Consider the following 19739-nt stretch of genomic DNA (forward strand, 5'->3'; position numbering starts at 1 on the left):
GAAAGAGAAGATGGAAGTACATAAAGCAATTACAGCACATTCTCGTAAACAAAATGAAATTGTAAAAACATTTTTGCAATTAGATGCGCAACGTGAAGCAGCAATTGAAGCTGCAATCGCACTTGCATCAAATGGAAAACATTTCTCAGTTGATGCAATAAATATGGTTACAAAGCAAATTAATGACCTTGCAAAACGTGGCGTTGCACCGCAGCGTAAACTTGTTACAGCAGATATGGTTATGGAGTATGTAGATCGTACGCAAGAGAAAGAAGGGCGTTAAGGATGATTGTTACAGTCGAATGGTTGCGTGAGCATTTAGAAGATGAACATGTCCGTATAATCGATTGTCGTTTTGATTTAGCGAATCCAAATTGGGGTAAAGAGAAGTATGAGGAAGAACATATTCCTCATGCATTATATTTTGATTTAAATTTAGATTTATCAAGTCCTGTAATTGAGCATGGTGGCCGTCATCCGTTACCAAATGTAGAGCTGTTTGCGGACAAGCTTTCAAAAGCGGGGATTGATGAACATACGACAGTGATTGCATATGATAGTCAAGCTGGGGCAAATGCTTCTCGTTTATGGTGGTTATTAAACTATGTAGGACATGAGAAAGTATATATACTAGATGGCGGTTTTCCTGCTTGGAAAGAGAATGGATTACATACAACAACGGAAATTCCAATTGTTGCACGAAAAACATTCAAAGCAAACATACAAGATAATATGCTTGTAACGATGGAAACGGTCAAAGAGAACATTCATGCAGGTGCAGATATTACGTTAATTGATTCTAGAGAGCCAAAACGTTATGCTGGTGTAGAAGAGCTTGTTGATCCGAAGGCAGGACATATTCCGACAGCAGTAAACTGTTTTTGGAAGGATGGAATTCTAGAATCAGGACAATTTAAACATGAAGCCCAGCAACAAGAACGTTTCAAAAATCTTTCGAAAGATAAGGAAACAATTGTATATTGCGGCTCTGGTGTTACAGCATGCCCGAACATAGTTGCATTAAAATTAGCTGGTTTTCAAAATGTTAAATTGTATGCAGGTAGCTGGAGTGATTGGATTTCTTATCCAGAAAATCAAATTGCAAAAGAAGAAGATTAATCACTTGCATGCAAAAATAATTTGTATTAAAATAAGGTCACAAGCAAGAGATTGCTTGAAAAATATTATATTTTACACATTGGAAACAATGTGATAATATAACGACAAGTAAATAATACATCCTGCGGTGTACGTAACTTATTTATGTCTAAAACCGATGTTAGTTATACGGAAGCTCAATATTTAGCGACCATTATCAAGCCTTCCTTGTGGAGGAAGATATACGGTAACTGTGAGGGCATCCACCTGCGAGTAGCGGGTTTTTGGACATTTACGAGGGACGGCACGTGCGGGGGTCTTATTTCAACTAACATCATATAAAATTCCTACGGTGTACGTAGCTTGTGTATGTCTTAAACCAATAAGTATAATACGGAAGTTCAATATTTAAATGTAGATAGCAGGCCATCTTTTTAAGAAGGAAGTTACAAACATTTGTGAGAACATCCACCTGTGAGAGCAGGTTTATGGACATCTATAGATAACGGCATATGTGGGGCTATATAAAAACCTTACGTTTTATACGTAAGGTTTTTTTGTTGAATAAATATGTACATCTTATCTCGATTCACCTGTGAAATTTCCATAATAAATATAGCACTTGCGGTCTTCATCAATTTCTCTTGAATCTAGGGTGAATTCCATATGTCTTCCATCTCTTTGGATGTATATAATATCTGAATGGAGAAAGGGTAAGATTTCCTCGTAATTCCACACATCTTTACTTTCTATCATAATTGAGCTTGTTTCCTTTAGTTCCCTAATTTCAAAACCAATGTGCGAGTATGTAGAATCTGAAGGGTCGTTGAAAAAAGCTTCTTTTTGTACATATAGCGCTACTGTTCCGTCTGGATCTACCGAAGTTGCAGTAACGACATATGTATTTCTATCTTTTATAAAATATTCACAAGTCATACGCGCGATAATTTCAGAATTAGAAATATTTACGTAGTTCCATAAAGCAGGATACCCGTTAGTTCCATCATTGAGTCGATATTCTAATCGCATTTTATCCCTCTTCTTCCTTTTTCTTCTACTTTATCATGGCTTCTTATATAATAGAAATATAATTTAAAAAGGGGAGTTCAAGGGTGACAAAAACGAAATGGCTTGTAGGTAGTGTCTTGACGTCATTAATGACGGGGACTCTATTTGGCTGCGCGCAAGATATTCCTCCCGAACCGAATGATAATAGTTGTTCTGATTGGGATTGGGATGATGAACTTGGTGTTTGGCAGTGTAATGATAGTAGTTCAGGGTATCGTGGACATTACTTTTACGGTGGTAAATACTATCAAAATAAATCCACTTTCAAAAATTCATCAGAGTTTAAATCTTATCAATCTTCGGCAGAATTTAAAGGTGGTATTGGAAGCGGTTCAAAGGGTGGATTTGGAGGATAAAAGATGTCGCAATACATAAAGAAACGAAAAGGGTTTTATTCAAATTATCCGCATTTCTGGTCGAATTTATATGAGTGTGAGTATAGTTTATTTCATGTTTTTCCGATAACAGAACAAACTATGAAACAACTACAATTAGCAACTGAACGAATGGGGAAAATATTTTTTAAGACCGCTAGACTTCTACGGAATTTATCCAATGAACAGCTTCTTGAACTTGGTTTTCCATCGGCAAGCTTGCCTTTTATTAGGATGAAGGGTATGTATCCTGAAGCTGTTATTTCACGATTTGATTTTGCCTTAACAGAAGATAATCGTATTAAAATGCTTGAGTTCAATAGTGATACGCCAACTTTTATTGTGGAATGCTTTCAAATGAATGGGAAAGTTTGCGAACAACTAGACTATGATGATCCGAATACAAATCAAGAGCGTTTACTTTCTTCTGGTATTACAAAAGCCGTAATGGAAGCTGCAAAAGGAATAAAAAATCCAAATGTCGTTTTTACAGCTCATCATGAACATATAGAAGATTGGAATACGACTATGTATTTGAGTCAACTATGTCATGTTGAAAATAAAGTGATGTCAATGTCAGAGCTTAGAATTACAGGTGATGCTTTAGTGGATGGAGATGGAATGCCAATTGATGTTCTGTATCGCCAAACGTATCCAATTGAAGATTTGATTGAGGATCAAGATCCTGAGACAGGGGATTTAGTAGGAGTAGAACTTTTACAACTTGTAAAGGAAGGGAAGCTTTTTATTATAAATCCTGTATCAGCTTTTTTACTTCAGCCTAAATCAATTCAATGTCTTATTTGGGGATTAGCAGAAGAAGGTGCTTTTTATACAAGAGAGGAACAACAGTGGATTACGGAATATATGCTACCTACATATTTAGAACCAAATTTGTTTTTAGGGAAAGATTCTTTCGTTCAAAAGCCATCGTTCGGTAGAGAGGGTGACACGATTACTATTCGTGATAAGGATACAAACATTATGATTCGAAATGTACATCAAACGTATAAATCGTCACTTCCTATATTTCAAAAATATATAGATCTTCCAGTTGTATTTTTGGAAACTGAAAAAGGAATTGAAAAATTATCGTATGTGTTTGGGTCATTTTTAATTGCTGGAAAAGCGAGTAGTATCGGTATACGTGCCGGGGAAAAAATTACGGGGAATGAATCGTATTATTTACCGGTAGGTATTAAGAAGGAGGAAAATAAATGATTAATTTTTTACTATATTTAGCAGTATCACTTGTACTTTTATGTATCGGTCTTTTCCTTATGGAAGTGACAACGAAAGTGAAGGAATTTAAGTTAATGGCTCAAGGGAATAAAGCGGTAAGCTACGTACTTGGAGGAAGATTACTTGGTCTTGCTATCGTTTTATATTCAACGGCTGCTAATTCTATTTCACTACTTGATATGGTGTCATGGGGAGCAGTTGGGATTTTAGCACAAATTGTTGTCTATTATTTAGCGGAATGGCTTACACCACGTTTCAATATTAGTAAGAGTCTGGAAGAAGATAATCAGGCAGTCGGTCTTTTCCTTATGTTTTTATCACTTTCAATTGGAATTGTAATTGCTGGCTGTGTAACATATTAAAAGCCTTACGTTTTAAACGTAAGGTTTTTATTGTTCGCTAATTCTTGAAAAATATGTTCGATTAATTTAAATAGTCGAAGGATGCATGTGATGTATATTACCGTACTACATTAGAATTAGTTGTTGTAATAAGGAAAAGTTTCCATACAAAGTGTTGACATCTATTTTAAATAAGAGTAACATTTTCTATGTAATTAAAATAAGTCTCTGTTAGGTGAGGCTCCTGTATAGAGAAATGCTACTGCCCAAAAATGTCGAGAGACGCCAATGGGTCAACAGGAATGATCGAATTAAGGTTTTTCTTAACGTAGCTGGTAATGTACCTATGCTATACAGTGCTAAAACTCGACGAGGGAGAGGTCCATAGATTTCTAATTATATTAGGAATCGTTTATTTGTGCATGTAATGACCTTTGCTCTCTTATGAGTGGGGTCTTTTTTGTTACCAAGCTATGAGTAATTTCATAGTATAGATTATAACTATAAAATAAACGAGGAGGTGAGGAACATGTCAAATTCTGACTCGGTTCCGTTACCCATATACTTCAAAGCAAAATTATATGATGTAGGCAGGAAACGACTTGTTCCTCCCTCTATATTTATCATAATGTAGCGTTTATTCGAGTAGTTAAGCGCTAGACACTTTCACGATAAAGTGGATAAATCGAGAAACAAAGCGTTTCTTCCTATGTTATAAAGGAGGAGACGATAATATGTTATATGCAAATAAAACTGTGGGTAACACGTCATATAAACCAAGTAAAAAATCAATGAAAGAACAAACAATGCTCCAAAAAAATAAAGATTTATTAATTGAAATTGCAACAAGAGATGTAAAATCTGTATTTGCGTATTTTAAAACAACAAGAGACGGACTATCTGTGAAAGAAGCACAGAAACGTATTCAAGTATACGGTCGAAATGAATTAATTTCAAAAAGAGCGCTTCTTGCAGAAGTGATGATAAAGCTAAGTGGAATGATTCCAGGTCTTTCAAAACAAAATGTGAATGATGAATTACAATGTGAAACAGTTACTGTTTCTCGAGTAGCAGGCTGTAACGTAACAGGGCTAAACAATGAATTGAAAATGATGAAGCTACCAGTACAAGAGCTTGTACCTGGAGATATGATCTTTCTTTCCGAAGGTGATACAGTACCGGCAGATGTACGTATTATTTATGCAAATGATTTATTAGTAAATGAATCTGTGCTGACAGGAAACGATGCGAGTATTGAGAAATTTGAAAGTTGCTATCATATTGAACGTAAACGATTTATTCCATTAAAACGGATGAAAGACTATAATCCACTGGAGCTTGAAAATGTTTGTTTCAAAGGGACGTATATTGTTGGTGGCAATGCAAAGGCTGTCGTTGTTTCAACAGGTAAAAATACGTATTCAGGAATACTTCATACTTGTTGTGGTAGAACGTCTTAAGGTGTTAATGATGCTAAATATACAAAAACAATGTATAATAGACAAAGTTGAACAAAAACGTAGAATGGTAATCTATTTATATAACCTTACGTGATAACGTGAGGTTATTATTTTTTGTTAGTAGGAGAGGAATTATGAAAAAAGTATTGTTAGTTGATGGTATGGCACTATTATTTCGTGCTTTTTACGCAACAAGTGTCTATGGACAATTTATGAAACGACAAGATGGTACCCCGACGAATGGGATTCATGGTTATATGAAGCATTTATTAACAGCAACACAAGCAATCAAACCAACGCACATTGTAACGTGCTGGGATATGGGAAGTACGACATTTAGAACGGAATCGTTCTCGAATTATAAAGCGAATCGTGCAGCACCGCCAGAGGAATTAATTCCGCAATTTGATTTAGTGCAAGAAATGACTGCGAAATTATCTATGCCTGTCATCGGTATGAAAGGTTACGAAGCGGATGATTGTATCGGTACGCTTGCAAAACAATATTGCAATGAAGCGGAAGTTTATATTTTGACAGGTGATACAGATTTACTTCAACTTGTTGATACGAATGTTACAGTTATGCTTCTTCGTAAAGGAATTGGAAATTACGAGTATTACACACCAGAGAAAATCATGGAAGAGAAAGGTGTAGAACCTTGGCAAATTGTTCATGCGAAAGCTTTCATGGGAGATACAAGTGATAATTATCCGGGTGTAAAAGGTATTGGTGAAAAAACAGCGTATAAGCTTATTCAAGAACACGGAACAGTATCAGCTGTACTAGAAAATATAGCATCATTAACAAAAGCGCAGCGCACAAAAATTGAAAGTGATTTGGAGAACTTAAATATCTCTTTACAATTAGCGCAAATTCATTGTGAAGTTCCAATTACATGCTCGTTAGAAGAAGGGTTACACACAATGGATGAAGAAAAGCTACGATTCGTTTGCAACGAAATGAATTGGGGAAGACCTGAAATATTAATTAATATGCTTTAAAGAGTATAGAAAGGTAGATCAAATATATTTTTGATCTACCTTTCTTTTTTGTTCACAAAGTTGTCAGAAAATAAACTCGGTTTTCATATGAAGTTCAAATAGATTTCACAACAATCAATTATTATAAGAACACACAGATAATTCCTTATCTTTTATATAAACCATCCCCCAAGGAGGAAAATGAAAATGCGAAAAAAAGTGAGAAAATCCTTTAAACAATTATTAATAGAAAATAAACAATCCCTACTAACTAATAAAGAAAATATGAGAGAGATTGAAGAACGGATTGAGAAACGCCATGTAGCATATAGTGGCTCCAATAATTAAATAAAATAAAAAAAGATAGTCTATAAAGGCTATCTTTTTTTATTTTATATTCAAAAAAATCTATTTCCTTTATAGATTTAATAAATATGCAAGGTATATTTATGGTGTTTTTCTATCAATATTTCCCATTTTTCGAGGTTGAAATTGGTATATACCAATTATTGGGATTTTCTATTCAAAATATTACAAAAAATGTTACAATACACTCAAATTTATAATATAAAATCATTTTAATATGAAAAAATGGAATGAAAAGAAGGGAGAGGAATATGAATAAAGGTGTCGCTTTGAAATGATTATTATCATCATTTCATTAGGAGTTGATGTAAAACGATGAAGAGGTATGAAGAACTGGATTCTATAAGGGGAATTTCTTCATTTTTAGTAATGATTGGACATCATCTAATGATTTTCTCAGCATATCAAAATTACAGTTATGAAGATAATAAACCATTTGTTGTATATCTATTAAAAGAAACGCCTGCTCGTCTTATTTTTAGTAGTGGTAACGAATCTGTTATTATCTTTTTTGTTTTGAGTGGATTTGTTTTGTATGAATCCATTCGAAAAAACTATAGTAGCTATGGATCATACCTTTTAAAACGTATATGCAGAATATATATTCCATATATTGTAGCAATAATTATAGCTATTATATGCCAGACTACAATAAGTGAATATGGTATTTCTTATTTAAGTGAATGGTTTAATCGCTCATGGACGATTGAAAGCTCTTTAAGCTTAATAGCACAACATGTTTTATTGATCGGGAAATATAATACAGATGCATATAACAGTGTGATTTGGTCACTTGTACATGAAATGCGAATATCAATAATTTTTCCGTTAGTTTTAATGATATGTTTACGAAAAACAATTTGGTATTCATTATTATGCTTGTTTAGTTTTAGTATATGTTCTGTCGTAATATTATTTTTATTTCACTCTGGTTTAACATTGACAAGCTATGCATTAACGTTGTATTACACAGTACTGTTTTTATTTGGAGCGCAAGTTGCGAAGTATAAAAAACATTTAATAATGTTTTTTAGTAATTGTACCAAAAACAAGAAAATTTTATGGTTTTTATTAGCGGTTTTTCTTTATATGTATGAAGGGATTATTGGAGAAATTAATGTGCTCAATAATTTCGTATTTCGAGACTACGCAGTAGCGATAAGTGCATGTCTATTTGTCATATTAAGCTTGTCAGTATCAACTTTGTCATCTTTGCTGCATAATAAATACTTGTTATATTTGGGGAAGATTTCTTACAGTCTTTATTTATACCACACTATATCTTTATTTTCCCTTATATACATGCTCCATGAAACAGTACCATTACCTATTGTTTTAATTATGTCGCTTATTATGTCGTTTATACTTGCAACGATTTCGTATGTATTTGTAGAAAAATTTGCATTTAGGGTCGGAAAGTATGTAACAAAGCGAGCGGATAGAGATAAGAAAGAGTTATCTGTAGAAAATGACTTGCAGGACGTTATTCAGACAAAGGCGGTGAAATAATTGAGGCAAGAAATGAGTATAAAAGATTTTCAACAGTTATTGAAAAGAAGATTCGTAACGATTATTTTGACGATGTGTTGTTTAACCGTTTCTCTAGTTCTTATTTCTATGTATGTGCTAAAGCCTTCGTATCAATATTCAGCGCAAATCCTTGTTGGGAATTTAGATGAGTTTAATAAGGAAAATACAGCGAATAAAACACAAGAAAATAAGCAACTCGTAACATCGTTTGTTGATATTTTAAAAAGTCCACTAATTATTTCGACAGTAAAAAACACTTTAAAATTAGAACAATCAAGTTATGAATTAGCACAAAAAATTTCGGTGGTGAATACGGACAACTCGCAAATTGTTACTGTAACAGTAAAAGATTCAGATCCTCAAGTCGTTAAAGAGATTGTAAAGACATTGGCAGAACAATCTCAAAAAAGCTTTCAACAGTATACGAATGTACAGGGCGTAAAAATATTAATTAGTCCAGAGTTACAGGAAAAAGCGGAGAAATTGTTTCCGAAATTACAACTTATTATTCCTATCTCTTTAATTGTTAGTTTTTTTGTTGGCATTGGTTTAGCTGTACTTCGGGATTATTTTGATGAGCGTATATATGTGGAACAAGATTTAGAGAAAATAACAACAGTCTCTGTTATTGGTCACATAAATATGGAGCCAAAAAGAAAGAGAAAATCTACAGAAGTTGAAACGCAATCATCTATATATGGAGGTGAACATGTCGATGTTTAAGAGAAAGAAACAGCTGAAGTTCGATCCGCATGATGCTGTAATGAAAGAGCAATTTTATACTGTATATCATGAGTTGAAAAAATCGGGAAAACAAGTATTCACAGTTAGTTCGACTAAGGATAGAGGCGCTGTTGCTTTACTAATAGTAAATATGGGATTAGTTTTTGCGGAAATGAAGAAAAAAGTGTTACTTGTCGATGTGAATTTTTCTGATCCTAAGCTGCATCTATTGTTACAAAGTAATCATATGACAACAGTAAACGATATAATAAGCTCTTCTACCTTAAATTATGAATCTTTTTCTAGTGATCTTTCTGAATACTTATATTGTATTCCTGCAAAAAAGACTGTACATATTGGAACGCCCTTAGTTGCTATGGATGAATTTGATAATGTAATAGACAAGTGGAAAGAAGAGTTTGATTACATTTTCTTTTATTCATCTGAAGTGTTTGAGCTTCCTGTTACGCATTTTATTGCGGAGAAATGTGATGGAGTAATTTTGGCAGTCAAAAAACGAAAAGATTCATTGAGTGCAGTACAAAAAGTAATCGCGGACATAAAGCGGAAAGAATGTGAATTGCTAGGTATAGTTTTATATTCTTGAATTTGGGGGTAACGATCCATGATTCGTGAAACAAATCAAGCTAAGTTGTATACTATTCCGGCTCAAGAAAAGAGTAGCATTTTGAATCGAAGTGTAAAACGCTTGTTTGATGTAATATTTTCACTCATATTGTTACTAATAATGTTACCACTTATGTTGTTCTTTTGTATTTTGATTGCTTTAGAAACACCTGGGGCTCCAATCTATTTTCAAGAGCGCTTAGGAATAAACGGAAAGAAGTTTAATTTATTTAAATTAAGGTCGATGGTAAAGGATGCTGAAAAGAACGGACCGCAATGGGCAAACGAAAATGATCCAAGAATTACAAAGGTTGGATTGTTTATAAGAAAAACGAGAATTGATGAATTACCACAACTTATAAATATTTTAAAAGGTGATATGTCTTTTGTTGGCCCTAGACCAGAGAGAGAGTATTTTTATAAAAAATTTGAAGCTAATATTCCAGAATTCAAGAACCGTTTATTAGTGAAACCAGGGCTAACAGGATGGGCACAAATAAATGGAGGATATAATCTTGATCCGAGAGAAAAGTTGAAGTTTGATATGGAATATGTGGAATTGAAAACGATTAGGATGGATATTCGTATTTTATGTAAGACAGTTTTTATTGTATTGAATGGGAATGGTGCAAGATAAAAAAACATAGTAAATATAATTGTATACAAATATAGGTAGGTTACATGCAAAGGAGAACTGGTATGGGTAGATCCATTCTAAATAATATTGTACATCTATTTTATAGTACGATTTTAGCTAATCTTCTTCAAGCCATTAGCTTAATTGCTTTAGCCAACTTTTTTAATGCACAAAATTATGGGATGTTTAGTGTTGCGATAGCATTAACGTTTGTTATGTTATTTTTTACAGATTTAGGACTTAGTAATACATTTCTTCGAGAAGGAGCAAAGGAAGGAGTAGATTTAGGGAAGATTGTATCTTCATACATAAAAATAAGGATGCTTCTTCTTATTTTTATTTCTGTAATTGGTTATATAACTATTCATTATGTGTACGATGATAAGGATTTAATTTATATGATGTTAAACGTAATGTTTCTGATGTTAATAGGCCTCACATGGCAAAATATAGGGATTGCCTATTTTCAGCTTATGGAACGTATGAAATATATAGCACTAATTAAAGTTGTATCAGCATCAGTTGTTATTATAATTACATGCTTTTGCATTTTCGGAGAATTACCAGTGTATATAACGGCTCGCTTATATGGTTTTGGTTATATGATCGGTGGTTTATTTAGTTTTTACGTAATGAGAAGAAAAACGAATATGAATATGAAAGTAATAGTTCACAAAGGATTATTTTGGCAATTAACACCTTTTATTGTAAGTGGGTTTTTAATAATGAGTACGCCACAATTAGCACCTATTTTACTCAACTATACATTGTCATTAAGTATGGTAGGTGTTTTCGCGGTTGCTTATCGGATGCCAGCAGCTTTATACCAAGTGCCGGGGGTAATTGCAGGAGCGTTTTTCCCGGTGCTCTTTAAACATTATAACCAAAATAATTTAGAAGAGCATACGAAATTAAATATGCTTCAAATGAAATCAATGGCAGTTGTGGGCATATGTATGACGATAGGCTTATATAATTTAGCGCCATATTTTATTTCTATATTTTTTCATGAGGAATGGAGTAATGCAGTAAAGCCACTTCAAATATTATCTTTCCTTATTGTGTTACAAAGTATAAATATTGCTATCGCTGATGGTTTAACAACGAGTGGGGGTCAAAAAAAAAGAACTGCCGTGCAGTGTATTGCTCTAGTAATTGGTGGGATTATGCTATATAGCTTCAGTAGTATTTGGGGAGTTATAGGAGCAGCTTATGCTATGGTTTTATTTGAGATAGTGGCCTTAGTTGGGTATATAACAGTAAGTGTAGTGAAGAAAAAAATTGCATTTCAAATAGTAATCCCTTATACAATTTACTTTGGCATAACTTTTATAGGAGTGCAATATATGTTGCATACGTACAATTTGATTGCACTTGTACTTCATACGTTTATCGTAGTAGTTGGTATATTCCTATATGATTATGAGTTAAAAAAACTTATTCTTTCATTTATAAGAAAAACACGAGAAAAGGATTATATTACGAAGCAGGGGATATAGCCTATGGAAAATAATATGCAAATTTCGATGAAATGGATTTTTCTTCTAATCTTGTTTGTAATGCTAAGTAAATACAACATATATATCGGATTTTCTTTAAAGATATACATGATTTTTCTAGTCATTTATTTTTGTTTAACAATTAAAGATTTTTATATTCGAAAGCTATATTTTCATGAAGTTGTATTTTTGCTGTTTTATTTCATCTATTGTTTAAGTGGCATTCTTTCTATATATTTAAGCGCTAGTATTCGTATGATTTTTGGCGTATTACTTGTTTTAGGGTGTTATTTTATTATGAGGAATTTATTGGGTAACACCGAAATAGTAGTACTCGAGTCAGCCATTGTCTATGTAGGATTAATATTTAATATTGTGAGTCTCATACTCTATATAGTCGGATTACAACATTTTGGATTACATGGCGGAGAAGAGAGAGAGGTTTATGCTGGATTATTAGTAGATAGAGGGTATCCAAGATTAATCGGATTATTAGATGATCCCAATATTTTTATTTTTTATAATACAATATTTTTTATGTATTATATGACTAATTTAAATAATATAACCAATCTAATAGGATTGATTCTATGTGTTACAACGAGTTTATTAACCTTTTCAAGAGGTGGTATTTTAGCGATTGTACTCGTCATTTTTGTATATGTATGCATGTCCAGTTTTGCTAAAAAAGTAAAACTAATAATGGGTTTAGTATTGTTTAGTGTTGTTGTTTTTAGTTTATCGAATGTATTAATGGGTGGAGAACTAGATGATATATTGAATAATCGGATTTCTGATTTTTCGCACGATAATGGGAGTGGCAGATTTACACTATGGGAAGCTGCTTTCAAATATTTTTTATCTAATCCATATATCGGTATCGGTGCGTTTAATTTCTCGAATTATTATGAGTATCAGTTCAATGAAAAACTATATGTGCACAATACATTTTTAGAAATTTTATCTGAATCGGGTACAATTGGTTTCCTTTTATACAGTGCTTTTTTATGTATTCTAATGGTGAAGTTGACTAAGTATAACTTGTTCCGTGAAAAGCCATATCTTTTATTGACTATGATTGCATTTTTATTTCAGATGATGTCATTGTCACTTATTATTAACGAAGCTTTCTTTCTATTTTTAGCAGTTGTTATGAAATACATTTCAATATATGAAGGAAGGGGAACGATAGATGGTAAAGTGTCTATCAGTACATAACGAGACGCCTCGAGTTTCTATAATAACACCTTCTTATAATAGTCTACGTTTTATAGGTGAGACAATCACATCTGTGCAGAGTCAATCTTATGAAAATTGGGAAATGCTTATCGTTGATGATGCTTCAACGGACCACTCAGCTGTAAAGATTAAAGAGATGATAGAAAGGGATTCACGAATTCGGTTATTATCATTAAATGAAAATATGGGTGCTGCTAAAGCTCGAAATATGGCGATTAAAGAAGCGAGAGGAAGATATATTGCCTTTTTAGATAGTGACGATATTTGGCTACCGAATAAATTGCAGACGCAATTGTTATTTATGGAAGAAACAAATGTTGCGTTTTCGTATACCTCTTATAGTTTAATAGATGAAAATGGTAATGATCTGAATAGAGAGGTGAACGTACCGAAATCTGTTGATTATCATTATTTAATGGGAAATACAATTATTGGGTGTCTAACGGTGATGATTGATCGTGAGAAAGTCCCTTATATTGAAATGCCTAGCGTACAACCTGAAGATACAGCGTTATGGCTAGAATTGTTATATAAAGGATATGAAGCGAACGGGATACAGCAAATGTTAGCAAAATATCGAATTGTTACAAATTCCGTTTCAAGAAATAAAATAAGAGCGGCTTTCCGTTATTGGAAGTTATTAAGAGCGCAAAAACCTCTTAATTTAGTGCAAACTTTCTTTTATTTTAGTAAGTATGCTTATCATGCTTATAGAAAAAATAAAATTAATGTAATGGAGAAGACAAGATTATGAATATATTGTTGATGACAGATAAGTTGATAACTGGGGGAGCCGAGAGTTACTTTTGTAAATTAGAAAATAATTTACAATGTGAGAGTTTTACAATTTATACAGCTGCAGGCGATGGGGAATTATATCAATCTCTTGCTAGAAAAGAAAATTTTATTTTACTTAGTCGATCGAATCATTTAAGAAATATATATTACTTACGAAAAGAAATTTATAAACGAAAGATAGATATCATTCATGCGAATAGTTTGCGAATGGTATTGTATGCTTTCATACTTCAAAAGTTTATTAAAAGAAAGATAAAAGTCGTGTATACGAAACATAATGTAACCATATTAGAAAAGAAAATACCAAGGGTCTTTCGTTACTTCATGAATGAATATGTGAATAATATTATTACAGTAAGTGAGTTTGAAAAGAATAATTTAATTTCAATTCGTGTCGCTGAAGAAAAGATAAGAACAATTTATAATGGTGTGGATATTGAAAAATTTTTATTCCAACAGAAAAAGAAAGAATCTGTTTATAAGATAGGTATATTAGCAAGATTATCAAAGGAAAAAAACCATCAACTATTTGTTAAAATTGCAAATGTGTTGAGAACGAGAAAAGATTTTTTGTTTTACATTGCTGGTGATGGACCAGAGAAAGAATCTATTATGGAAGAAATAGAAAAATATGGTTTGCAACAAAGTGTAAAGATGCTAGGGAATATTTCAGAGCCACATGAGTTTATCGGAAATATGGATGCGTTACTTTTATTATCTTTTCGTGAAGTGTTTCCAATGGTAGTAATTGAAGCGATGGCTACCGGAACACCAATTGTTTCGATAGATGTCGGAGGAATAAATGAAGCGATAATAGATGGAGAATCGGGTGTGCTGATACCTGAATATTGCGATTATTTATTTGCGGATGCACTTAAGGAATTACAGGGAAATGAAGAAAAGGTGAATGATATTAGAGTGAACGCACGAGAAAAAGCAGAAGTATATTTCTCGTTAACTAAAATGGTAGAAGAAACAAAAGGTATATATGAATTAAACAAATGACCATAGAGGTTGTTTGTTTTTTTTATTACAGAAACTCTTAAGAAGAAAACAGCATATGATATGAAAAGAGCAATATGAGGAGTGAATTTATTTTGTCAGAATATATTTCATCACAAGAAAATTGTGCACCAGGAAGTAGTGTTCATATTGATTGTTTTGGAGCCGTTCCGAACTTAGGGAATGATAGTTCATTAGCAATTCAACAAGCTATTGATTATTGTGTGTCGAATCGGATTTCGACGGTGAGAATTACAGGAGTAAATACGTATAAAGTTTTAAAGCCGATCGTTATTAAATCAAATGTAAGGTTAGAGTTGGATCCTACTGTAACAGTGCAAATTGATGGGGATTTTACTGCGTTTGAACTACAAAATAATGCTTCTATAACTGGTGGTACCATTCAAGTTGTAAATCCGATATTTCAATCCCCTGTTATTTATGTTTCTGGATCACGACAAATAGAAATACCTAATCAATCTGTTATATCAAATATAAATATAATAAATGCAACGCCGTCATATAAAGGAATAGCTATACATTTTTATTGTCAAAAAGCGTGGGATTATATTAGTTTCTTTCAAGTTAATTTTATTCAAATTAAAAACTTTCAAACCGCAATATATTTGAAAACAGAATATGTAGATGACATTAATGCCCCTTGCTGGATAAATGCAAATGTATTTCAATCAATTTTTATTGATGGTTGTCAGTATGGAATAGAAGTCGATGGAAATAGTGATTTACCAAATGAAAGTTCAGGAAATACATTTCAGGATATTCAAGTACAATGTAGGCAACAAACGAAAAAAGTAATTCGTTGCTCGGGTGCGTATAATACATTTGGTTGTATGATTTGGGATACGTACCGGATGAGTAGTGAACCAATAGTAATTGAATTTTCTTCTAATTCCTATCGTAATTATCTTTTTTCAAACTTACTTTCAACAACTATTGTAGATATGGGACAATATAATGTTTGTACGTCTACCTATGAGGAATCACTTCGAATTCAGTTACCATTGACATTAAATAAACCACATTTAATAGGGAATCAAGATGATATTTTAGTAAATGCCCAGCAGAAGTATAGTGTTAAGCAAGTAAGTGGGAAATTACCGTACGGAGGAAGTATCGCTAATTGTTTTAATTTAATAGATGAACAAAGTGTAAATTATATTGATGTTCCGGATAGTAATCCAGTTGTTATTGAACTGGACTTTACAAAAAATCCGATAACAATGTTGAATTGTTTTGGGATGTATTTTGGATGGGGAGAGAGTCCTAAGAAAATTAAAATTGAATATGTATTAAGTGCAAATGGAAGTTGGGTTATTGCATCGGATGTCCCGTTAAATGTTGGGGATACAATTATATCGAATATGAAGGCGAGTCAGCTGTATAAAGTAAGAATTACATTAAGCGGTTATGCTCAAGACCATAAGCGTTTTCGAATTAATCGTATTTTTGCAAGGTCTTCTATGGAAAATGGGAATGCTTGGTTGGCGACAACTGGTGGAAGAATGTTTGGAGATATTGAACTAGAAGCGAGTAAAGGTGTGATTATGAAGACTTCTGGTGGAGTGAAATGGAAAGTTACTATAAATGAAGCTGGTCAGCTTATTACGAGTAAAATAACTTGAGATATTCTATTCTTTGCAAAACTTTGTACAAGTATTAGGTGATGTGATGAATTCGATTTAAAAGAGGGAGTGTAGTCCATGGAATGAAAAAAAGCTTGTAGTTTGATATTATCAAACTACAAGCTTTTTATTTTTTTGGATTACTACTACCAAATATAGGTCCAAAAGTAATTTTGTATATGTCGAGGAGCGATGTGTATAAAGCGTTTCCCATTAATGAAGACAGTACCGTTAACAAATTGTAAACTTGCTGGAATCATATCTAAAATGGAAGTACTTATTGTAGGAATAGGGGAATGATTGAATTGGAAATAAGAGTGGAGTGTCTTAGGAAAGAAGAAGTAGAGGATATTGCAGCATTATCTTCTTATATTGGTTGGGATTATAACAGAGAAGAAATAGAAACTATTTTTAATTCAGGTATTGTATACGGCGTATGGAATGAGAGGAAAGAGCTTATTGCAAGCGCGGCAATTATATTATACGGAGAGACGTTAGCGTCTATCGGAATGGTAATTGTACATCCAGATTATAAAGGAAGAGGGATTGGAAAGGCGATAACGGATTTATGCGTTAAAAGCGTATCAACTCAAACTCCAATAGTGCTTATTGCTACGGATGAGGGGAAGCCTTTATATGAAAAACTAGGATTCAGGACTGTGAGCTATGTTTCTAAATACATATGTAACTCGTACAATAAGAATTATAAATGTGTAGGAAATGAAGAGTATATTGTGAATTATGAAGAATGTGATTTAGAAGAAATAATACAAATAGATGAAGATGCATTTGGAACAAATAGAGAAGAGTTTTTAAAGTGTCGAATTATACAAAGTGAACAATGTATTGTTATAAAGGATATACAACAAAATGTATTAGGGTATGGTATGAGTATACAAACGCCAGAAAATAAAATAATAGGACCAGTCGTTGCTAAAAATGATGCGAGGGCAATGAGAATTGTTCATTATTTAGCAAGAGAGCATAATGGTAAATTAAGAATTGATGTACCAGAAGGACAGGGAAATTTCATGAAAGAATTAGAGATTACTGGTTTTCAAAAGGTTAATAAACCACCAATTATGATGAAAAATAGTGATCAATTATTAAAAAGGAATAATGAGCTATATAGTATTGCAGCGCAAATTTTTGGATAAAAAAGAATCCTTTTCACGAAAGGATTCTTTTTTATAGTTAATTTAATCACGATATTGGTCATGTGTAGGTTGAAAGAGGTTTTCCTCAATATCTCTAACAACGGAAAAATGATCAACGTTATAATGACCGTGTAAAGTTTTATTATGGTGCTGAATGATTTGCTCGGCGGATAAGACTTTAGAATCAGTTGTTGAATGGCCATTTTTAATTAAAGTAACATCAAAGCCTTGTACAGTTGCTGTCCTAACCGCAGTATCGATGCAATGTTCTGTTTTACATCCACCTATAACGAGATGATTTATCTTCTCTTCTTTTAAAAGTTCATATAAAGAAGTACCGTAGAATGCATTTGTTGCTTGTTTATTAATAAGTATTGCAGATTGAGGCACTTTAATTTGATTATGTACTTCAAATCCTTCTCCTGTACCAGAAGCAACATCAGTATCTCTTACGAACACAATAAGGGCATTTGAATCTATTGCTTGCTGTACAGCGGTATTTAGTGTAGCTAATAGCTCGGTTTTACGGAAAACTTCATTTTCTTGTTCGTTCCCATCAATTAATTCTTGTTGAGCATCAATAATTAATAGTGCTTGTTTCATTATGTCTCTCCTTTAATACAAAATAATTATCACTTTACATATTCCGTAATATTGTAGAAGAATCCTCTTTTGCTATAGGAGTAGGCGAGCTGTTTACAAAGTTGTCAAAGAAATTTCATTCTCATAGAGTGTAAAAACATGTATGATAGAAGGTGGAGAATTTTTGAGTAGGTGGGAATATCATGCAAACAGTAGAAGATTATCTTTCATTCTTACATACGAAAGGATTTAAGTTATCAGAGGAAGCGCAAGGGTTTATTATGTTTGGACAAGGATATACTGGCGCATCTGATGGAATTGTGAATGCGGCAATAGAAGCGACGATCAAACATCAACTACAGTTTGATGGCAGTTATTTTGTTGCGTTATTAGAACGATTGAAAGAAGAAGAAATTACAGATAAAAAAAGCGCTAAGGCTTTTATGCGGAAGTTACAAGCGTAACTTCACGCAGCCCGCGCTTCTTTTTTTGCATTTGAAGGTAGTTCAACAAAAACCATACCTAGGAAAATACATAGACACCCGATAATGGCAGAAATAGAAAGTTGTTCGTTTGCAACTAGAACGCCTGTTAATGCTGCAAAAACAGGCTCCATTGCGAAAATAATTGCTACTCTCGTTGGAGAAGTGTGTTTTTGTGCAGATGTTTGAATGAAAAAAGCAATTGATGTCGCAAACAGGGAAGTGAGAAATAGAGCGAATAAAAAGGAATGATTCGTCCATAGTGATACTGAAAATAATTTTTCCCAATCTTCAAACAAAAAAGCGCAAATAGAAGAAAACATACCGACAGCTAATACTTGAGAGGTACTTAGTAATAAAGGTGATATTTTCTTAGAAAAGAAACCGTTAACAAGAATATGGGCAGCGAAAGCGACAGCACAACCGAGAACGAGTATATCTCCAATGTTTAATTGAAAAGAATCACCAGCCGTTAATAAGTATAAACCTGCTGTTGCCACAGTAATACCAAGTACGATGAAAATTGTAGCCCGCTGTTTTAAAAAGATAAAAGACAGGATTGGAACCATAACGATACTAAGTCCTGTTAAGAAACCAGCTTTTGAAGAGGTTGTATAGAGTAAACCGAATGTTTGTAATAAATAGCCAACACATAAAAAGAATCCAACAATCAATCCGGCGAGACCACTCTGTTTTATATCTTGTTTTGAAGGTTTTTGTGAGAAAATAATTTGAACGAATAATAAAATAATTCCAGCGAATAAAAAGCGAATTCCATTAAAAGTAAATGGCCCAACAAAAGACATAGCATTTTGAACGACAACAAACGTAGCTCCCCAAATGAAAGAGACAAATAATAAAGCGAGAGGAGCAATCCACTCTTTTTTCACA

General features: G+C 33.0%; 23 protein-coding genes, 2 other RNA genes and 1 riboswitch. Of the genes, 21 read left to right on the plus strand and 4 right to left on the minus strand.

Annotation, left to right across the window (positions count from 1 at the left end; genetic code table 11):
• Nucleotides 1–10: 10 nt before the first annotated feature.
• From MR109_RS09015 to ssrS (MR109_RS09030), 4 genes are all read left to right on the plus strand, one after another.
• The gene (locus MR109_RS09015; RefSeq protein ID WP_002171215.1) at nucleotides 11–283 is read left to right on the plus strand and encodes a DUF2533 family protein; all 273 of its coding nucleotides are present in this window, start codon (nucleotides 11–13) and stop codon (nucleotides 281–283) included.
• Between the two features lie 2 nt (nucleotides 284–285).
• A complete protein-coding gene (locus tag MR109_RS09020; RefSeq protein WP_242271807.1) occupies nucleotides 286–1119 on the plus strand; it encodes a sulfurtransferase in 834 nt (277 codons plus the stop codon).
• A 116-nt stretch (nucleotides 1120–1235) separates the two neighbouring features.
• Nucleotides 1236–1418: non-coding RNA, 6S RNA (ssrS, locus tag MR109_RS09025), on the plus strand.
• 21 nt (nucleotides 1419–1439) lie between these two features.
• A non-coding RNA gene (ssrS, locus tag MR109_RS09030) (6S RNA) lies at nucleotides 1440–1623 on the plus strand.
• Nucleotides 1624–1677: 54 nt separating this feature from the next.
• On the opposite strand, the gene MR109_RS09035 is transcribed toward ssrS (MR109_RS09030), so the two are convergent.
• Complete coding sequence (locus MR109_RS09035; RefSeq protein ID WP_242271808.1) at nucleotides 1678–2127, minus strand: hypothetical protein; 450 nt, start codon at nucleotides 2125–2127, stop codon at nucleotides 1678–1680.
• An 83-nt stretch (nucleotides 2128–2210) separates the two neighbouring features.
• On the opposite strand from MR109_RS09035, the gene MR109_RS09040 reads away from it, so the two are divergent.
• From MR109_RS09040 to MR109_RS09110, 15 genes are all read left to right on the plus strand, one after another.
• A complete protein-coding gene (locus MR109_RS09040) occupies nucleotides 2211–2522 on the plus strand; it encodes a hypothetical protein (RefSeq protein ID WP_048373253.1) in 312 nt (103 codons plus the stop codon).
• 3 nt (nucleotides 2523–2525) lie between these two features.
• Nucleotides 2526–3761 (plus strand): glutathionylspermidine synthase family protein, encoded by a 1236-nt coding sequence (locus MR109_RS09045; protein ID WP_242271809.1) that lies wholly within the window; start codon nucleotides 2526–2528, stop codon nucleotides 3759–3761.
• Nucleotides 3758–4144, plus strand: a complete 387-nt coding sequence (locus MR109_RS09050) for a DUF350 domain-containing protein (RefSeq protein ID WP_025147182.1) — start codon at nucleotides 3758–3760, stop codon at nucleotides 4142–4144. Before MR109_RS09045 ends, MR109_RS09050 begins: the two co-directional genes overlap by 4 nt.
• 199 nt (nucleotides 4145–4343) lie before the next feature.
• Nucleotides 4344–4509: riboswitch (M-box (ykoK) riboswitch) on the plus strand.
• A 348-nt stretch (nucleotides 4510–4857) separates the two neighbouring features.
• Nucleotides 4858–5583 carry a P-type ATPase actuator domain-containing protein gene (locus tag MR109_RS09055; RefSeq protein ID WP_071720990.1) on the plus strand — a complete coding sequence of 242 codons (726 nt, stop codon included), beginning with the start codon at nucleotides 4858–4860 and terminating at the stop codon, nucleotides 5581–5583.
• A 134-nt stretch (nucleotides 5584–5717) separates the two neighbouring features.
• Nucleotides 5718–6584: a 5'-3' exonuclease gene (locus tag MR109_RS09060; RefSeq protein WP_002171218.1), complete on the plus strand. Its 867-nt coding sequence runs from the start codon at nucleotides 5718–5720 to the stop codon at nucleotides 6582–6584.
• A gap of 186 nt (nucleotides 6585–6770) precedes the next feature.
• Nucleotides 6771–6911, plus strand: coding sequence for an FbpB family small basic protein (locus MR109_RS09065; RefSeq protein WP_071720988.1), 141 nt, complete (start codon nucleotides 6771–6773; stop codon nucleotides 6909–6911).
• 333 nt (nucleotides 6912–7244) lie between these two features.
• Complete coding sequence (locus MR109_RS09070; RefSeq protein WP_242271810.1) at nucleotides 7245–8438, plus strand: acyltransferase family protein; 1194 nt, start codon at nucleotides 7245–7247, stop codon at nucleotides 8436–8438.
• Nucleotides 8439–9182 (plus strand): YveK family protein, encoded by a 744-nt coding sequence (locus MR109_RS09075; RefSeq protein WP_242271811.1) that lies wholly within the window; start codon nucleotides 8439–8441, stop codon nucleotides 9180–9182. It begins immediately after the preceding gene.
• Nucleotides 9169–9789: a CpsD/CapB family tyrosine-protein kinase gene (locus MR109_RS09080; RefSeq protein WP_071720983.1), complete on the plus strand. Its 621-nt coding sequence runs from the start codon at nucleotides 9169–9171 to the stop codon at nucleotides 9787–9789. Before MR109_RS09075 ends, MR109_RS09080 begins: the two co-directional genes overlap by 14 nt.
• Nucleotides 9790–9807: 18 nt before the next feature.
• Nucleotides 9808–10446: a sugar transferase gene (locus MR109_RS09085; RefSeq protein ID WP_242271814.1), complete on the plus strand. Its 639-nt coding sequence runs from the start codon at nucleotides 9808–9810 to the stop codon at nucleotides 10444–10446.
• A 62-nt stretch (nucleotides 10447–10508) separates the two neighbouring features.
• Complete coding sequence (locus MR109_RS09090; protein ID WP_242271816.1) at nucleotides 10509–11945, plus strand: oligosaccharide flippase family protein; 1437 nt, start codon at nucleotides 10509–10511, stop codon at nucleotides 11943–11945.
• 3 nt (nucleotides 11946–11948) lie between these two features.
• Nucleotides 11949–13163 carry an O-antigen ligase family protein gene (locus tag MR109_RS09095; RefSeq protein WP_098306095.1) on the plus strand — a complete coding sequence of 405 codons (1215 nt, stop codon included), beginning with the start codon at nucleotides 11949–11951 and terminating at the stop codon, nucleotides 13161–13163.
• Complete coding sequence (locus tag MR109_RS09100; protein ID WP_071720974.1) at nucleotides 13138–13938, plus strand: glycosyltransferase family 2 protein; 801 nt, start codon at nucleotides 13138–13140, stop codon at nucleotides 13936–13938. Before MR109_RS09095 ends, MR109_RS09100 begins: the two co-directional genes overlap by 26 nt.
• The gene (locus MR109_RS09105) at nucleotides 13935–14987 is read left to right on the plus strand and encodes a glycosyltransferase family 4 protein (protein ID WP_098789026.1); all 1053 of its coding nucleotides are present in this window, start codon (nucleotides 13935–13937) and stop codon (nucleotides 14985–14987) included. Before MR109_RS09100 ends, MR109_RS09105 begins: the two co-directional genes overlap by 4 nt.
• Before the next feature lie 92 nt (nucleotides 14988–15079).
• Nucleotides 15080–16627 carry a glycoside hydrolase family protein gene (locus tag MR109_RS09110; RefSeq protein ID WP_242271818.1) on the plus strand — a complete coding sequence of 516 codons (1548 nt, stop codon included), beginning with the start codon at nucleotides 15080–15082 and terminating at the stop codon, nucleotides 16625–16627.
• A 146-nt stretch (nucleotides 16628–16773) separates the two neighbouring features.
• Here the strand turns inward: MR109_RS09110 and MR109_RS30385 are convergent, their stop codons facing one another.
• Nucleotides 16774–16887 (minus strand): hypothetical protein, encoded by a 114-nt coding sequence (locus tag MR109_RS30385; protein WP_374202572.1) that lies wholly within the window; start codon nucleotides 16885–16887, stop codon nucleotides 16774–16776.
• A gap of 36 nt (nucleotides 16888–16923) precedes the next feature.
• Here MR109_RS30385 and MR109_RS09115 point away from each other — a divergent pair, with 36 nt between their 5' ends.
• Nucleotides 16924–17784, plus strand: a complete 861-nt coding sequence (locus MR109_RS09115) for a GNAT family N-acetyltransferase (protein ID WP_242271820.1) — start codon at nucleotides 16924–16926, stop codon at nucleotides 17782–17784.
• Between the two features lie 42 nt (nucleotides 17785–17826).
• On the opposite strand, the gene MR109_RS09120 is transcribed toward MR109_RS09115, so the two are convergent.
• Nucleotides 17827–18387: a cysteine hydrolase family protein gene (locus MR109_RS09120; protein ID WP_242271822.1), complete on the minus strand. Its 561-nt coding sequence runs from the start codon at nucleotides 18385–18387 to the stop codon at nucleotides 17827–17829.
• A 182-nt stretch (nucleotides 18388–18569) separates the two neighbouring features.
• Here MR109_RS09120 and MR109_RS09125 point away from each other — a divergent pair, with 182 nt between their 5' ends.
• A complete protein-coding gene (locus tag MR109_RS09125; protein WP_001195212.1) occupies nucleotides 18570–18830 on the plus strand; it encodes a DUF6123 family protein in 261 nt (86 codons plus the stop codon).
• 2 nt (nucleotides 18831–18832) lie between these two features.
• Here MR109_RS09125 and MR109_RS09130 read toward each other — a convergent pair whose 3' ends face one another.
• Nucleotides 18833–19738 carry a DMT family transporter gene (locus MR109_RS09130; protein WP_141548719.1) on the minus strand — a complete coding sequence of 302 codons (906 nt, stop codon included), beginning with the start codon at nucleotides 19736–19738 and terminating at the stop codon, nucleotides 18833–18835.
• Between the last annotated feature and the right edge of the window lies 1 nt (nucleotide 19739).

Origin of the sequence: Bacillus cereus group sp. BfR-BA-01310, assembly GCF_022664325.1 — a bacterium.
GTDB classification, from domain to species: domain Bacteria; phylum Bacillota; class Bacilli; order Bacillales; family Bacillaceae_G; genus Bacillus_A; species Bacillus_A paramycoides.

What these genes read in the sequence shown, in the direction of transcription:
- MR109_RS09120 (WP_242271822.1), bottom strand. Translation starts at nt 18,387, where the DNA reads ATGAAACAAGCACTATTAATTATTGATGCTCAACAAGAATTAATTGAT.
- MR109_RS09095 (WP_098306095.1), top strand. Translation starts at nt 11,949, where the DNA reads ATGGAAAATAATATGCAAATTTCGATGAAATGGATTTTTCTTCTAATC.
- MR109_RS09050 (WP_025147182.1), top strand. Translation starts at nt 3,758, where the DNA reads ATGATTAATTTTTTACTATATTTAGCAGTATCACTTGTACTTTTATGT.
- MR109_RS09115 (WP_242271820.1), top strand. Translation starts at nt 16,924, where the DNA reads ATGATTGAATTGGAAATAAGAGTGGAGTGTCTTAGGAAAGAAGAAGTA.
- MR109_RS09065 (WP_071720988.1), top strand. Translation starts at nt 6,771, where the DNA reads ATGCGAAAAAAAGTGAGAAAATCCTTTAAACAATTATTAATAGAAAAT.
- MR109_RS09090 (WP_242271816.1), top strand. Translation starts at nt 10,509, where the DNA reads ATGGGTAGATCCATTCTAAATAATATTGTACATCTATTTTATAGTACG.
- MR109_RS09070 (WP_242271810.1), top strand. Translation starts at nt 7,245, where the DNA reads ATGAAGAGGTATGAAGAACTGGATTCTATAAGGGGAATTTCTTCATTT.
- MR109_RS09055 (WP_071720990.1), top strand. Translation starts at nt 4,858, where the DNA reads ATGTTATATGCAAATAAAACTGTGGGTAACACGTCATATAAACCAAGT.
- MR109_RS09080 (WP_071720983.1), top strand. Translation starts at nt 9,169, where the DNA reads ATGTCGATGTTTAAGAGAAAGAAACAGCTGAAGTTCGATCCGCATGAT.
- MR109_RS09020 (WP_242271807.1), top strand. Translation starts at nt 286, where the DNA reads ATGATTGTTACAGTCGAATGGTTGCGTGAGCATTTAGAAGATGAACAT.
- MR109_RS09125 (WP_001195212.1), top strand. Translation starts at nt 18,570, where the DNA reads ATGCAAACAGTAGAAGATTATCTTTCATTCTTACATACGAAAGGATTT.
- MR109_RS09085 (WP_242271814.1), top strand. Translation starts at nt 9,808, where the DNA reads ATGATTCGTGAAACAAATCAAGCTAAGTTGTATACTATTCCGGCTCAA.
- MR109_RS30385 (WP_374202572.1), bottom strand. Translation starts at nt 16,887, where the DNA reads ATGATTCCAGCAAGTTTACAATTTGTTAACGGTACTGTCTTCATTAAT.
- MR109_RS09105 (WP_098789026.1), top strand. Translation starts at nt 13,935, where the DNA reads ATGAATATATTGTTGATGACAGATAAGTTGATAACTGGGGGAGCCGAG.
- MR109_RS09035 (WP_242271808.1), bottom strand. Translation starts at nt 2,127, where the DNA reads ATGCGATTAGAATATCGACTCAATGATGGAACTAACGGGTATCCTGCT.
- MR109_RS09100 (WP_071720974.1), top strand. Translation starts at nt 13,138, where the DNA reads ATGGTAAAGTGTCTATCAGTACATAACGAGACGCCTCGAGTTTCTATA.
- MR109_RS09060 (WP_002171218.1), top strand. Translation starts at nt 5,718, where the DNA reads ATGAAAAAAGTATTGTTAGTTGATGGTATGGCACTATTATTTCGTGCT.
- MR109_RS09015 (WP_002171215.1), top strand. Translation starts at nt 11, where the DNA reads ATGGAAGTACATAAAGCAATTACAGCACATTCTCGTAAACAAAATGAA.
- MR109_RS09045 (WP_242271809.1), top strand. Translation starts at nt 2,526, where the DNA reads ATGTCGCAATACATAAAGAAACGAAAAGGGTTTTATTCAAATTATCCG.